9 protein-coding genes are annotated in these 13,715 nt (G+C 74.9%); 4 read left to right on the top strand and 5 right to left on the bottom strand.

Annotated features, from left to right (window positions below):
* Positions 1 to 98 precede the first annotated feature (98 nt).
* Both MPTA5024_RS36845 and MPTA5024_RS36840 read right to left on the bottom strand, forming a co-directional pair.
* Positions 99 to 1,052 (bottom strand): DUF4190 domain-containing protein, encoded by a 954-nt coding sequence (locus MPTA5024_RS36845; RefSeq protein ID WP_051459122.1) that lies wholly within the window; start codon positions 1,050 to 1,052, stop codon positions 99 to 101.
* A 134-nt stretch (positions 1,053 to 1,186) separates the two neighbouring features.
* Positions 1,187 to 3,172: a HelD family protein gene (locus tag MPTA5024_RS36840; protein WP_036332748.1), complete on the bottom strand. Its 1,986-nt coding sequence runs from the start codon at positions 3,170 to 3,172 to the stop codon at positions 1,187 to 1,189.
* Between the two features lie 115 nt (positions 3,173 to 3,287).
* Here MPTA5024_RS36840 and MPTA5024_RS36835 point away from each other — a divergent pair, with 115 nt between their 5' ends.
* Positions 3,288 to 3,593 carry a hypothetical protein gene (locus MPTA5024_RS36835; protein ID WP_157099924.1) on the top strand — a complete coding sequence of 102 codons (306 nt, stop codon included), beginning with the start codon at positions 3,288 to 3,290 and terminating at the stop codon, positions 3,591 to 3,593.
* 221 nt (positions 3,594 to 3,814) lie between these two features.
* Here the strand turns inward: MPTA5024_RS36835 and MPTA5024_RS36830 are convergent, their stop codons facing one another.
* Positions 3,815 to 5,470: a DNA repair helicase XPB gene (locus MPTA5024_RS36830; RefSeq protein WP_036332744.1), complete on the bottom strand. Its 1,656-nt coding sequence runs from the start codon at positions 5,468 to 5,470 to the stop codon at positions 3,815 to 3,817.
* A gap of 76 nt (positions 5,471 to 5,546) precedes the next feature.
* A complete protein-coding gene (locus MPTA5024_RS36825) occupies positions 5,547 to 7,970 on the bottom strand; it encodes a helicase-associated domain-containing protein (RefSeq protein WP_332310672.1) in 2,424 nt (807 codons plus the stop codon).
* 184 nt (positions 7,971 to 8,154) lie between these two features.
* Between MPTA5024_RS36825 and MPTA5024_RS36820 the strand changes: the two genes are divergently transcribed.
* Positions 8,155 to 8,553, top strand: coding sequence for a cold-shock protein (locus MPTA5024_RS36820; RefSeq protein WP_036332740.1), 399 nt, complete (start codon positions 8,155 to 8,157; stop codon positions 8,551 to 8,553).
* A 27-nt stretch (positions 8,554 to 8,580) separates the two neighbouring features.
* Here the strand turns inward: MPTA5024_RS36820 and MPTA5024_RS36815 are convergent, their stop codons facing one another.
* Positions 8,581 to 9,843, bottom strand: a complete 1,263-nt coding sequence (locus MPTA5024_RS36815; protein ID WP_051459120.1) for an MFS transporter — start codon at positions 9,841 to 9,843, stop codon at positions 8,581 to 8,583.
* Positions 9,844 to 9,949: 106 nt separating this feature from the next.
* Between MPTA5024_RS36815 and MPTA5024_RS36810 the strand changes: the two genes are divergently transcribed.
* Entirely contained in the window at positions 9,950 to 10,747 is a 798-nt protein-coding gene (locus MPTA5024_RS36810; protein WP_084370287.1) for a DUF3027 domain-containing protein, read from the top strand.
* 14 nt (positions 10,748 to 10,761) lie between these two features.
* A complete protein-coding gene (locus tag MPTA5024_RS36805) occupies positions 10,762 to 13,689 on the top strand; it encodes a sacsin N-terminal ATP-binding-like domain-containing protein (RefSeq protein WP_036332738.1) in 2,928 nt (975 codons plus the stop codon).
* Positions 13,690 to 13,715: the final 26 nt, after the last annotated feature.

Genomic DNA, 13,715 nt, shown 5'->3' with positions numbered 1-13,715 from the left:
CGCCGTAGGCCCTCCGCGCCGCGAGGCGCACAGGCGAACAGGTGGAAGGGGTCGCTCCGGTCGTCCGGGGCGGCCCCTTCTCCGTTCCTGGGTGAGCGCTACCGGGGGACGGGGCCGTTGAGCTTGCCGCCGTGGCCCTCGACCACCATGCAGGTGACCGAACGGCTGCGGGCCCAGGCCGACTGGCTCGGCGGGTAGAGCACGAAGCTCCTCAGCCGGTCGAGCATCGGGCTGTCGGCGAGCATGCGGTTGAGGCGCTTCTCGCACTGCTCGGACGCCTGGTTGCCCGCGGCCTCCCTGCCGGGCCACGCCTTCACCGGGAGGTCGAACTGGGTGATCACCTCGGCGTCGTGGGCCTGGGTGCACGGCACCCCGGTCACGCTGGTGACCACGACGCCGTCGGCCACGCCGTTCACGCAGTCGCCGGGGCGCAGGGCGGTGCTGGCGACGGAGCCTCCGCCGGTGATCGTGCCGTTCGCGTCCAGCTGGGCCGACGTGAGCACCGCGACCAGGGCGACCGCGACGATCAGCGCCACCCAGACGCCCGACAGGACCAGGCCCGCGACGGCGAGGCCTCGACCGCGCTCCCCGCGCCTGCGGATCTGCCTGAGCGCGATCACGCCGAAGACGACCGACAGCAGGACGCCGCCGATGATCCCGAACACGAGCGACGTGACGGCGAACCCGTTCATCCGGGGTCGCGGCGGGACCTGTCCGTACGGCGGATAGGGCATGCCGTACGGCGCGCCGTAGGGATCGGCGGGCGGCCCGGCGTAGGGTCCCGCGGGCGGCGTGCCGTACGGCCCGGCGGGCGGCGCCGCGTACGGCCCGGCGGGCGGGGTGCCGTAGGGGCCTGCCGGAGGTCCGGGATAGGCGCCGGCGTACGGCCCCGCGGTCGGCGCGCCGTAGGGATCGGCGGGCGGTCCGGCGTACGGCCCTGCCGGCGGCGCGGCGTAGGGGTTGGGCGGCGCGGACGGATCGCCGTAGGGGCCGGCTCCCGGGTGGGGAGCGCCGTACGGCCCCGGTGGGGGAGGAGAGGCGTCGGGGGTCACGTGACCACATAGTGGCCCTTGTGGTGTTTCGTCCGCAACGCGACTATTCCCGCTCGGGTACCCGCCTCACAGGCTGCCGCCGCGCACGGCGATGCGGGCGAGCAGGGACGGCGCGACGCGTCCGGTGGCGTCCGTCAGGGAACGGCCAGCTCCGCGGGCAGGTCGCGGGCGTGGAGGACGGTGAGCGAGGTGACGGCCCGGGTGAGGACCACGTAGAGGCGGGCCGGCCCGCGGTCCTCGGCGGCGACGATGTCGGCGGGCTCGGCGACGATCACGTGGTCGTACTCCAGGCCCTTGGCGAGCGTGGCGGGCACGACGAGCACCCGGTCCTCACCGGTCGAGTCGGGGCCGAGGACCGTGTGCGGGACGCCCTCCAGCGCCGCCGAGACGGCCGGCACCGCCGCGTCCGCCACGATGACGCCGATCGACCCCTCGCGCCCGATAGCCTGCCGTACGGCCTCGGGGACGGCGGCGACGGCGTCCGGGACCGGCCGTACGGACAGGGACCCGGCGCCGGGACGCAGCGACCGCGGGGCGGCGAGGTCGGGCGCGACCGAGGGGAGCAGTCGCGCCGCGAAGTCGAGGACCTCCCGTGGCACGCGGAAGCCCAGCGTCAGCTCGGTCACCTCGCCGGACGGCTGGCCGAGGTGGTCGAGCACGGTCTTCCACGAGCGGGCCGACCAAGGCGTGGTGCCCTGGGCCAGGTCCCCCAGCACGGTGGCCGAGCCGTTGCGGCAGCGGCGGCCGAGCGCCCGCAACTGCATGGCCGACAGGTCCTGGGCCTCGTCGACGACCAGGTGCCCGTGGGAGGGCGTGCGCTCGATGAGGTCGGCGATCTCGTCGAGCAGGGCGGCGTCCGCGGCCGTCCACTTCGCCGTGCGGTGCGATTTGTACGGCTTGCGCCACAGGATCAGCTCCTGCTCCTCGGCCGACAGGTCCGAGCGGGCGGCCCGGGCGAGGAAGCCGGCGTCCGACAGCAGGCGGAACAGGACCTGCTCGGGCGTGAGCCTCGGCCAGACCGCGTCGAGGAGGGCCTTCACCGGCTTCGACCGGGCCACCGCGTCCTGCACGCGGTCGTCGGGCGACTCGCCGCGCCGCTCCATCTGGACGAGCACGGCGTGGGCGAGGCGCTGGGCCAGGGTGGCGCGCCCCGGGCCGTACCTGGTCGTGCCCCGCAGCCCGGCGACGATCTCGCGGACCTCGTGGTCGGCCACCCGGTAGCGGTTGATGCCCTTGGTGAACAGCACGCCCTCCTCGGGCTTGGTCACGTGGAGCCACAGGGCGCGCCTGACCACCTCGGCCATCCGGGCGTCGCCCTTGACCGCCGCCACCGCCGGGTCCTCGGGGTGGGCGTGCTCGCCGAGGATGCCGGTGACCGTCGTCTGGTCGACCCTGACCTCGCCGAGCGCGGGCAGAACCGAGGAGATGTAGGCGAGGAAGGCCCGGTTGGGCCCGACGATCATCACACCGGCCCGGGAGAGCCTCTCCCGGTGGGTGAACAGCAGGTAGGCGGCGCGGTGGAGGCCGACGGCCGTCTTCCCGGTGCCGGGGGCGCCCTGCACGCAGACCGTGACGCCGAGGTCGGCCCGGACGATCTCGTCCTGGTCGGGCTGGATGGTCGCGACGATGTCGCGCATCGGCCCGGTGCGCGGCCGTTCGATCTCCTCGGTGAGCAGCCGGCTCGGCCCGAGCCGCCGCCCGTCGAGCGGCTCGTCCTCGTACGCCGTGAGCTCGCCGCCCTTGTAGCCGAACCGGCGGCGCAGCGCCACGCCCATGGGGTCGGCCGGGCCGGCCTGGTAGAACGCGCGGGAGACGGGCGCCCGCCAGTCGATGACGAGCGGCCGGCTGCTCTCGTCGTGCACGTGGCGGCGGCCGACGTAGATCGTGTCGGGCAGGTCGTCGGCGGCCGAGCGGTCGAGCCGGCCGAAGAACAGCGGGGTGTCGGGGTGGTCGGCCAGGGCGGCGACCCGCTGGTCGAGCAGGGACTGGAGGATCTGCTGGGAGACCCAGTCGCCGGCGGCGTCCGCGGACAGCGAGCGGGCGTGCTCGCGCATGGCTTTCAGCGCGGCGCGGGAGGCCGCGAGGTGGGCGCGCTCGGCGTCGAGCACATGTCCAGGCATGCGGAAACTCCTCCGGAGGGCAGCGGGAAAGACAAGAGCTTAGCGACGGCCACCGGATGCCGAAACGGATTTTCCGTGCGTGTCGCCGTCCGGCGGCGCGGGTATCTGTACCCGGGTGACGCGCACCTGGGTTCCGCCCGTGATCCCGGCCGTGGCCTGTCTTCTGCTGGCCGCCCTGTGGGGCATGTCGGTGTTCGACGGGTGGGGCCAGGAGGCGTTCTGCCCGGGTGCGCCCTCCTCGTGGGAGTGCGCCGACCGCCTGACCATGGTGATCATGGTGTCGGGGCTGGTCGCGCTGGCCGCCGTGGCCGTGACGGCGACCGCCTGGCTGGCCCGGAGGGAGTCCCTGTTCGGCACGGCCGTGCTGTTATGGCTGGCCGCGGTGGGCGTCCTGTTCGTCGGCGGCGTCGTCGCCCAGTAGGTCGTACGGCTCCACGTGGATGATCCATGCCCAATAAGATGGGCAAATTTGGTGAAATTTCGGGACATTGGGGTATAGCCGCCATCACGGCTCTGTGATGCGGGGGTAATGCTCCGAGGGGGTGGTGCGGGTGAACCGGCCCAACGGCATCTCCTGGGTCTAGGGGAGTGTCCACAGGACACGTCCATGGCCAGGACCTGTACAGGACCGCCCGGCGAGGCTCATCTCGCCGGGTTCTCCTCGCCGACGTCGTCGGCGTCGATGATGTGGTAGGCGTACCCCTGCTCCGCCAGGAACCGCTGCCGGTGCGCGGCGAACTCCTGGTCGACCGTGTCGCGGCTGACCAGGGAGTAGAACCGCGCGCCGCCGCCGTCGGCCTTCGGCCGCAGCACGCGGCCGAGCCGCTGCGCCTCCTCCTGCCGTGACCCGAAGGTGCCCGACACCTGGATGGCCACGGCGGCCTCGGGGAGGTCGATGGAGAAGTTGGCCACCTTCGACACCACGAGGACCTGGATCTCCCGGTCGCGGAACGCCTGGAACAGCCGTTCCCGCTCGCGCACCCGGGTCTCGCCCTTGATCACCGGCGCGTTCAGATGCTCGCCGATCTCGTCGAGCTGGTCGATGTACTGGCCGATGACCAGCACCTGCTCGCCGGCGTGCCGCCGTACGAGGGCCTCGGCGACGCGGACCTTCGACGGCGTGGTGGAGCAGAACCGGTAGCGCTCGTCGGGCTCGGCCATGGCGTAGGCGAGCCGCTCGTCCTCGCTGAGCGTGACCCGGACCTCAACACAGTCGGCGGGGGCGATCCAGCCCTGGTTCTCCATCTCCTTCCACGGCGCGTCGTACCGCTTGGGGCCGATGAGGGAGAACACGTCGCCCTCGCGGCCGTCCTCGCGGACCAGCGTCGCGGTGAGGCCGACGCGGCGGCGCGCCTGCAGGTCGGCCGTCATGCGGAAGATCGGCGCGGGCAGCAGGTGGACCTCGTCGTAGACGACGAGCCCCCAGTCGCGGGCGTCGAACAGCTCCAGGTGGCGGTAGACGCCCTGCCGCCGGGTCGTCATCACCTGGTAGGTGGCGATGGTGACCGGCCGGATCTCCTTCTTGGTGCCCGTGTACTCGCCGATCTCGTCCTCGGTCAGGGACGTGCGGCGGAGCAGCTCCTGCTTCCACTGATGGGCCGAGACCGTGTTGGTCACCAGGATGAGCGTGGTGGCCTGGGCGTGCGCCATGGCCGCCGCCCCGACGATCGTCTTGCCCGCCCCGCAGGGCAGCACGACCACGCCCGACCCGCCGTGCCAGAACGCGTCGGCCGCGTCCTTCTGGTACGGCCGCAGGGCCCAGCCGTCCTCGCGCAGCTCGATCGGGTGGTGCTCGCCGTCGACGTAGCCCGCGAGGTCCTCGGCGGGCCAGCCCAGCTTGAGCAGCGTCTGCTTGATGTTGCCGCGCTCGGAGGGGTGGACGGCGACGGCGTCGGCGGAGAAGCGCTCGCCGAGCAGCGGCTGCACCTTCTTGGAGCGCAGCACCTCCTCCAGCACCGCGCGGTCGGTGGTGGTGAGGATCAGCCCCTGGATGGGGTGCTTCTCCAGCCGCAGCCGCCCGTAGCGGGACATCGTCTCGGCGATGTCCACCAGCAGCGCGTGCGGCACCGGATAGCGGCTGAAGCCGATCAGCGCGTCGATGACCTGCTCGGCGTCGTGCCCGGCCGCGCGGGCGTTCCACAGCGCGAGCGGGGTGACCCGGTAGGTGTGGACGTGCTCCGGGGCGCGCTCGAGCTCGGCGAAGGGCGCGATGGCCTTGCGGCACGCGCCGGCCTTCTCGTGGTCGACCTCCAGCAGCAGCGTCTTGTCCGACTGAACGATCAGCGGCCCGTCATTCAATGCCCACTCCCTCGTACGGCTATCGCTAATCAAACAAGAGATCGAGCCGAATCAGTCCCCGTTTCACCGAGCCGGGTCAGCCGGTGTACTGCGCGACGCCGGTGATGCGGTGCAGCGCGAAGCGGTGGACGGTGGCCCGGGTCTCGTCGTACGCCGTAAGGTAGCCGCCCTCCATCCGGGCCGGTTCGAGGATGCGGCTGGTGGCGTGGCCCTGGGAGTCGAGATAGCCGATCCAGACCCGCGCCCCCTCGCGGATCGCCTCCTGCAGGGCCTGGATGGTGGCGGTCGCCGGGGAGCGGGGGACCTGCCCGTCCGGGGCGTCCGACGGCCGGCGGCGGGTCCGGTGGGCCTCGTCGCCCGCCCTGATCGCCCGTACGGCGGCGGCCACGACCTCCGGGTCGGGACCGCTCACATTGTGCGCCCGAGGGAGGATCTGGCCCTCGGTTCGCCGGGCGTCGGCCCGCGCGACGACGACGTCCCCCTCCAGCGACTCGGCGACCGGGGCGTAGCCCATCGCGCGCAGCGAGTCGACGAGGGCCGCGCGGGACGTCTTCGACGCCAGGACGGTGGGCGCGAGCCGCCGCAGCCGCAGCAGCCCGGCCCGCTTGTCCGCGAGCACCTCGTCGAGCAGCGCCGGGTCGTCGCAGCGCACGTACGCCGAGGCCGTGCCGACGCGGATGCGGCCGTGCCGGCGGGCCACGTCGGTCACCAGGTAGCTCAGCGGCTGGGGGACCGGGGTGGCCGAGTGCTTCTCCAGCATGGCGAGCACCTCGTCGGCCGACTGCCCGGCGTCGAGCGCGCGCCGGATCGACTGCTCGCCGAACCGGTAGACGGTCGCCCCGCCCTTCGACTCGACGTCGGCGGCGAGGGCCAGCCAGCGGCCGAGGTCGCCGGTGAGCGGGCCCGGCGCGACGGCCGTGAGGTCGGCCTGGAGCAGCACGTGGTCGACGGGCTCGGGCAGCAGCGGCGCCAGCAGCGCGGCGGCGACACCGGCGGCGTGTCCGGAGGCGTCAGCGGCGGCGGTCCCGGCGCCGATCACGGCCCTGCCATGGCCGGCGAGCACGCCGAGACCGGTGACGCCGATGTGCTCGGCCTCCCGCAGCGCGAACTCGGCGAGCCGGTCGCGCATCGCGGCCCGCCGCCGGGGCTGCTCCCAGGCGAGCCGGGCAAGCACGGACTCCGGCGTCGGCGCCACCCCGGGGCCCGCCGCGGCGAGCACGGCCATCGTCCTGGTCCTGACCTGGGCGGCGCCCGGCCTGCGAAGGTCGGGGTGGAGGGCGTTCAGCGGGCGGTCGCGCTCGTCGCGCCCCCCGATCAGGCCGGGCACGCGGTCCATCCCGGCCCAGGCGGAGGCGAGCAGGGCCCAGCGGTCCTCGGCGGCCTTGACCCGCCAGCCGTCGTACCCGCCGGTCGGCAGCCACTCCCCGTCGCCCGCCGCGACCAGCCCGGCCGCCAGGCACACCTCGGCGACCAGCCCCGCCGCCCACTCGGGCAGGTCGAGCAGCTGCGCCGTCCGCTTGAGGTCCCGTACGGCGAGGCCGCCGGCGCGCAGCACGCCCGGCGGGTCGACGCTCCACAGCTCGCACAGCTCCTCGACGGTGCGGACGAACGCGAACGCCTGCCCGGCCGCGGTGCGGTCGGCCCGGTCCTGGTCGCGGACGGGGCCCTCGAGATCGGGCGGGCGGGGGGACAGGTCGCGGTGGACACGGCCGCCGCGCAGGAACAGGCCGACCTCGCGGGGGAGGGCGACCGTCTCCTCGCCGGTGGCGCCCAGCAGCGCCCGGGCGAGGAGCTGCTCGACCGGCGACTGGGCGGCCGCGGCGGGGACCTCCCTGCGGGCGTTCGGCAGGCGGCCGCTCGGCGGCCCCCAGGCCAGCTCCTCCAGCGCCGCCCGCGCCTGCGGCGACACCTCGCCCACCAGGCGGCCCACGGCGTCGTGGTCGGCCAGCAGCGCGGCCAGCCGCTCGCGGGGGGCGCGGTCGCCGGCCGGGCCGGAGCCGTCGGCGTGGACGTCGGCGAGGATCGCTTCCAGGTGCTCGGGCGGGTGGTGGCGGAACACCTCGGCCGCCGGGGGCCCGAGCGCGGCTGGAGGTTCGAGGGCCTCGGCGACCCCGGGCGCGGGCAGCAGGGCGTCGTCGCCGCGCTCGTCCGGGTGGTCGTACACGAGGCCGCGGGTGCGGAGCCGGTCGAGGGCCTCGTCGAGGGCGGCGTCGAGCGCCTCCGCGCCGGGCGCGTCCGCGCAGGCCCGGGCCAGCGGCGACCGCAGCGCCTCGCGGGTGGCCGGGCCCGGCTGCAGCGCCAGCGTCTCCAGCACGGCAAGGGTGAACCGGTCAAGCCGGTCGAGGGCGCGGCCGACGGCCGACGGGCTGCCCGCGCGGGCCGCGAGCCCCTCGATGTGGGCGGGGACGGGCGTGACGAGCTCGGGCCGCGCCGCCACGAGCGCCCGCAGTCGCTCGTCAGAGCGGCCGCGCAGCCACTCGCTGAACTCCGTGCCCATCATCGTTTCCATCGTATGGCCCGGTTCGCCCCGGCCACCCGGAGCGCGGCGGAGATGTCGACGGCGGGCGGGCGAATGGATCGCCGTATGCGAAGGGGCTTACTCCCTACGGATGGGTCCACGGGGCCCCTCTGTGGGCATAACCTACATCCATCACCTTCACGACAGTCTGAACGAGGTCACCCCTGTGCCGAGTGGCAAGGTCAAGTGGTACGACGCCGACAAGGGTTTCGGCTTCCTCACCCGCGACGACGGCGGTGAGGTGTTCGTGCATTCCTCGGCGCTGCCGAAGGGCGCGGAGGCGCTCAAGCCCGGGCAGAAGGTCGAGTTCGGTGTGGCCGAGGGACGCCGCGGTCAGCAGGCCCTGTCGGTCCGGATCCTCGAGCAGCCGCCCACGCTGGCCAAGGCGGCCAGGCCCAAGGCCAAGCGGAAGAAGCCGGACGAGATGGTCGTCATCGTCGAGGATCTGATCAAGCTGCTGGACGACATCTCCACCTCGTACCAGAAGGGCAAGCACCCGGACGTGGCGCACGCCAAGAAGATCGCCACCGTGCTCCGGGCCGTCGCCGACGACCTCGACGGCTGACGCCGCCCGGGCCCCGGCGGGACGCCCTCAGGAGGGCGCCGCCTCCAGCCGGCGGCGGCGCAGGGCGAGCAGCCAGCCGAAGGAGACCGCGAGCCCGGCCGACACCACGGCGAACGCGGCCGGGCCGCCGACGTACAGGGACATGACGAGGCCGAGCAGGCCGCCGAGCACCCAGGCGATCTGCAGGAGGGTCTCCACGACCCCGAACGTGGACGAGCGGACCTCCTCGCCGATCTCGCGCTGCACGATCGCGTCGAGCGCGAGCTTGCCGAGCCCCTGGGCGAACGCGCCGACGAGGGACACGACCGCGGCCGTCCAGATGTCGAACAGGAACGCGGCGGCGATCGTGGTCACCGTCGCCACGGCGAGCGTCGCCAGGACCGTCAGGTGGGGCGAGCGCGAGCGGGTCCAGGAGCCGACGGCGGCGCCCCCGAGGCCGCCCACGCCGGCCGCGGCCGCCAGCAGCCCCAGCGACAGCTTCTGGTCCATGCCCCGCAGGTGGCCGTCCTGGACGAGGAACAGCAGGAAGAACACGAGGAAGCCGCTCTGGACGCGTACGGCGGCGTTGGCGGTCATCGCCTCGGTCACCACCCGGCCCATCGTGACCATGGTGCGCCACCGGGACGCCGGCTCCTCGTCCTCGTCCGCGGCCTCCAGATCGGGCGCGTCCACGTGCCGCGGCAGCCGTACGGCGAAGACCCCGGCGAGGAGGAACAGCGGCATGGTGAGGCGCAGCACCCAGTCAGGGCCGATCAGAGCGGTGAGCCCGGAGGAGGCGCCCGCCCCGGCCCCGGCGGCGACCAGGGCGAACAGCGCGACCCGGGAGTTGGCCGTGACCAGCGGGATGTCGGCCGGCAGCACGCTCGGCATGATCGCCGCGCGGGAGACGTTGTAGGCCTTCGACAGCACGAGCACGGCCAGGGCGGACGGGAACAGCGTGACGGCGTCCGAGGAGTGCACGGCCCCGGCCATCCCCCAGCACAGCAGCCCCCGGGCCAGCAGCGTTCCGGCCATGATGTAGCGGCGGCCCGAGCGCAGGTGGTCGAGCACCGGCCCCACGAACGGCGCCACCACGGCGAACGGCACCATGGTGATCAACAGGTAGAGGGCCACCTGGCCGCGCGCCTGCCCCACCGGAAGGCGGAACAGCAGCGCCCCGGCGAGCGCGACCGTGATGAGCGCGTCACCGGCCGAGTGTGCGGCCGTCAGCTCGATCAGCCGGCCGAGCCCGGTGCGACCCGCTCCATGCGCGTGCGTCAGACGGCGGGTCGCCCGCCCGGGCGCCGCCACGGCATGGATAACGCTCGTCCAAATATTCGCCATAGGAGCCGACAGTCCTTCCAGCATTCCCCATCGAGCCGGTGCGGTCCGCTCGCGGCGTGGGTGAAAATGGAGTGTGAGTCGTACCCGAATCCGTAGCACTCCAGTCGACCCGGCCTGTGCGGCGGCGGTCGACCTTGCCCGGCAGGCCGCCGAGGAGATCGCTCGCCCCGGCGAGGTGGGGGAGCACCTCGGCTTCGACAACGAGGGCGACCGGGTCGTGACCCACTACTTCGAGTGCCTGGACCGGGCCTACCGGGGCTGGCGCTGGGCCGTCACCGTCACCCGCGCCTCCCGCGCCCGCAACGTCACGGTGAGCGAGACGGTGCTGCTGCCGGGCTCCGGCGCGCTGCTCGCCCCCCGCTGGGTGCCCTGGAACGAGCGCCTGCGCCCCGGCGACCTCGGAGTGGGCGACCTGCTGCCCGCGGAGGCCGACGACGACCGGCTCGTGCCCGGATACGCCGCGACGGACGAGGAGGTCGACCGCCAGATGGTCGTCGAGCTCGGGCTCGGCCGGGCCCGCGTGCTGTCGGCCTTCGGCCGCGACCTCGCCGTGCGCCGCTGGCACTCCGGCGACTCCGGCCCGCACACCCCGATCGCGAACGCCGCGCCGGCGCAGTGCTCCACCTGCGGCTTCTACTGGCCGCTCGCGGGGGCGCTCGGGCTCGGCTTCGGGGTCTGCACCAACGAGTACGCCCCCGACGACGGCAGGGTCGTCGCCGCCGACCACGGCTGCGGCGCGCACTCCGAGGCGACCACGGTCCCCTCGATGGTCGTGGACGCCCCTCCGCCGATCCTCGACGACCTGGGCTACGACCTGTTCGAGGCCGGCTCGGCCGACGAGGCCGGGTCCGAGCCTCTCGGCCAGTCCTGACGGAGACGAGGTCGATGTTCGACACCGATCGCCTGCGCGAGACGGTCCTCACGGCGTGGACGGCTTCGCCCGCCCGTTTCCGCGAGGACGCGAACGCGGAGGAGGACTTCGCGCTCGGCGGCTACCGCGACCGGCTGGTCGTGGAGCTCGCCCAGAACGCGGCGGACGCCGCCCTGCGCGCCGGCGTGCCCGGGCGGCTGCGCCTGACGCTCGCCGGCGGCGTGCTGCTCGCGGCCAACACCGGCGCCCCTCTCGACGCGGCCGGCGTCGAAGGGCTGAGCACGCTGCGCGTCTCGGGCAAGAAGGGCGAGACGGGCGCGGCGGGCCGGTTCGGCGTCGGGTTCGCCGCCGTGGTGTCGGTCTCCGACGCGCCGGCGATCGCGTCCCGGGAGACCGGCGGCGTGCGCTGGTCCCGTGAGGAGACCGCCGCCCTGGTGGCCGCCCGTCCGGAGCTGGCCGCCGAGCTGGCGGGCCGCGAGGGCCACGTCCCGCTCCTGCGCCTGCCGTTCGACGACGACGCGCTCCACGTGCCCGACGGCTTCGACACGCTCGTCCGGCTCCCACTGCGCGACGACGCGGCCGAGCGGGCCGTACGGCGGATGCTGGAGGAGGCGGGCCCGGCGCTGCCGCTGGCGATGCCCGCCCTGGAGGTCGTCGAGATCGAGGTCGGCGGAGAAATCCGCGCGATCTCGGCCGAGGGCTGGCACGTCGTCGCCGAGTCGGGCACGTTCGGCCCGGACCAGGTGGCCGAGCTGTTCGCCGACCGGCCGACCGAGGAGCGGGCCCGGCCGTACTGGGAGGTCCGCTGGGCCGCCGGCGGGGCCGGAGCCGTGCCCCGGGTCGTGCACGCCCCCACCCCGAGCGACGAGCCGCTCGACCTGCCCGCGGTGCTGATCGCCACGTTCCCCATGACCACCGACCGGCGGCACGTGGCGCCGGGCCCGCTCACCGGCTTCCTCGTCGCGCGCGCCGCCGAGGCGTACGTCCGGCTGCTGGGGGAGCTGCCGGCCACCCCGGCCCTGCTCGACCTCGTGCCCGGCCTGATGGGCAAGGGCCCGCTCGACGCCGCGATCAGGGGCGAGATCATCCGGATGCTGCCGCGGACCCCGCTGCTGCCCACGGTCTCCGGCGACGTGGTGCCGGGGGCCGAGGCGCGCGCCGTGGCCGGGCCGGCCGAGTTCCTGGCGCTCGTCGCCGACATGGTGCCCGGGCTGCTGCCGGCCGGCTGGGCGTCCCGCCACCCGGGCCTCGCCACGCTGGGCGTCCGGCGCGTGGAGCTCGCCGACGTCGTCGACATGCTGTCCGGCGAGGCCGTGGAGGACAAGGGCCCGTCGTGGTGGCGGTCGCTCTACGAGGCGCTGCCCGCCGACGACCTGGAGGCTCTGGGGGCCCTGCCGGTGCCGCTCGCGGACGGCCGCCTGGTGCGCGGACCGCGCGGCACGCTCGTGCTGTCGCAGGAGTCCGGCTCCCTGGACCCCTCCCTGCTGGCGCCGCTCGGGCTGCGCATCGTCCATCCGGACGCCGTGCACCCGCTGCTGCTGCGGCTGGGCGCGGCCGAGGCGACCCCCAGGGCCGTCCTCGAGGACCCGCTCACCCACGCCGCCGTGGCCGAGTCGCTCGACAGCGCCGACCCCGAGCCGGTGGCCCAGGCCGTGCTGGCCCTGGTGCAGGCGGCCGGGCTGACGGCGGGCGAGGCCCCCTGGCTCGCCGAGCTGGCCCTGCGGGGCGCCGACGGCGAGCTCTACCCCGCGGGCGAGCTCCTGCTGTCCGGCGGCTCGCTGGCCGGGCTCATCGACCCTGAGGTGCCGTTCGGCGTCGCCGCGCCCGACCTCGTGGAGAAGTACGGCGCGAACGTGCTGGCCGCCACCGGCGTGCTCGACGGGTTCGCGGTCGTCAACGACGAGGACGTGCTGCTCGACCCGGCGGAGTGCGACCACGAGCTCGACCTCGAGGACGAGTGGCTGGAGGCCGTGCTCGACCTGCTGCCGGAGCTCGACGTGCCCCCGGTGGCGCGGGAGTTCACGGCCGTCCGCGACCTGGAGTACGTCGCCGACTGGGCGTCCGCGCTCCCGCTGCTGGCCCGGCCGCCCCTGCGGGCCGCCCTGCGCCCGCTCCGGCTGCTGGTCGCGGGCGAGACGGTCGAGGTCCCCTCGTACACCGCCTGGTGGCTGTCGCGGCACCCGGTGCTCGGCGGCAGCCGCCCCGCCGCGCTGCGGCTCCCCACCGGCGACCCGCTGCTGTTCGGCCTGTACGGCGACGCCCCCGCCGTGGTGGACGACGAGGCGCTGACGATGATCGGCGTGCGGTCGTCCCTCGACGCGCTGCTCGCCGCGCACGGCGGGCCGGAGGAGCTGCTCGACCTGCTGGCCGACCCCGCGATCGAGGTCGACCGGGCCCAGCTCCGCGCGCTGTGGATCGCGCTCGCGGCCGTCGACCCGGGCCGGGTGAGCCCGCCCGAGGCGGTCCGCGCCGTGCTGAAGGGCCAGGTCACCGTGGCGGACGTCGAGGACGGCCCGGTCGTGGTGGAGGCGCCCGACCTGCTGGCCCTGGTGGAGGACCGGCCGCTCGTGCTGGCGCCGTTCGACCTGGCCGAGGCGTTGTCGGAGGTGCTCGACCTGCCGCTCGCGGGCGAGGCCGTGACCGGCGCGGTGACCTCCTCCGGGACGGAGCGGCCCGTCGCGCCCGAGGTCCGCTCGCTGCTGCCGGCCGCCCCCGCGACGTACGTCGAGCACGACGAGCTCCTGGTCGACGGGCGGCCGGTGCCCTGGCGCTTCTTCGAGGGCCGGGTGCACGCGTCGGGCGTCGAGGGGCTGGCGCGCGGCCTCGCCTGGGCCGCCGGGCAGTGGGGCGACCGGCTCGCGGTGGCCGCGCTGCTGCGCGATCCCGCGCGGGTGCCGCTCCTGCTCGCCGAGGCCGACCTGGACCCGGTGGCGTCCCTGTAGCCGTCCGCCCCCGGTCCGGCGGGAGA

The sequence above is a fragment of the Microbispora sp. ATCC PTA-5024 genome (genome assembly GCF_000511135.2).
GTDB lineage: Bacteria > Actinomycetota > Actinomycetes > Streptosporangiales > Streptosporangiaceae > Microbispora > Microbispora corallina.
This window is presented reverse-complemented; position numbering and strand designations above follow the sequence as displayed.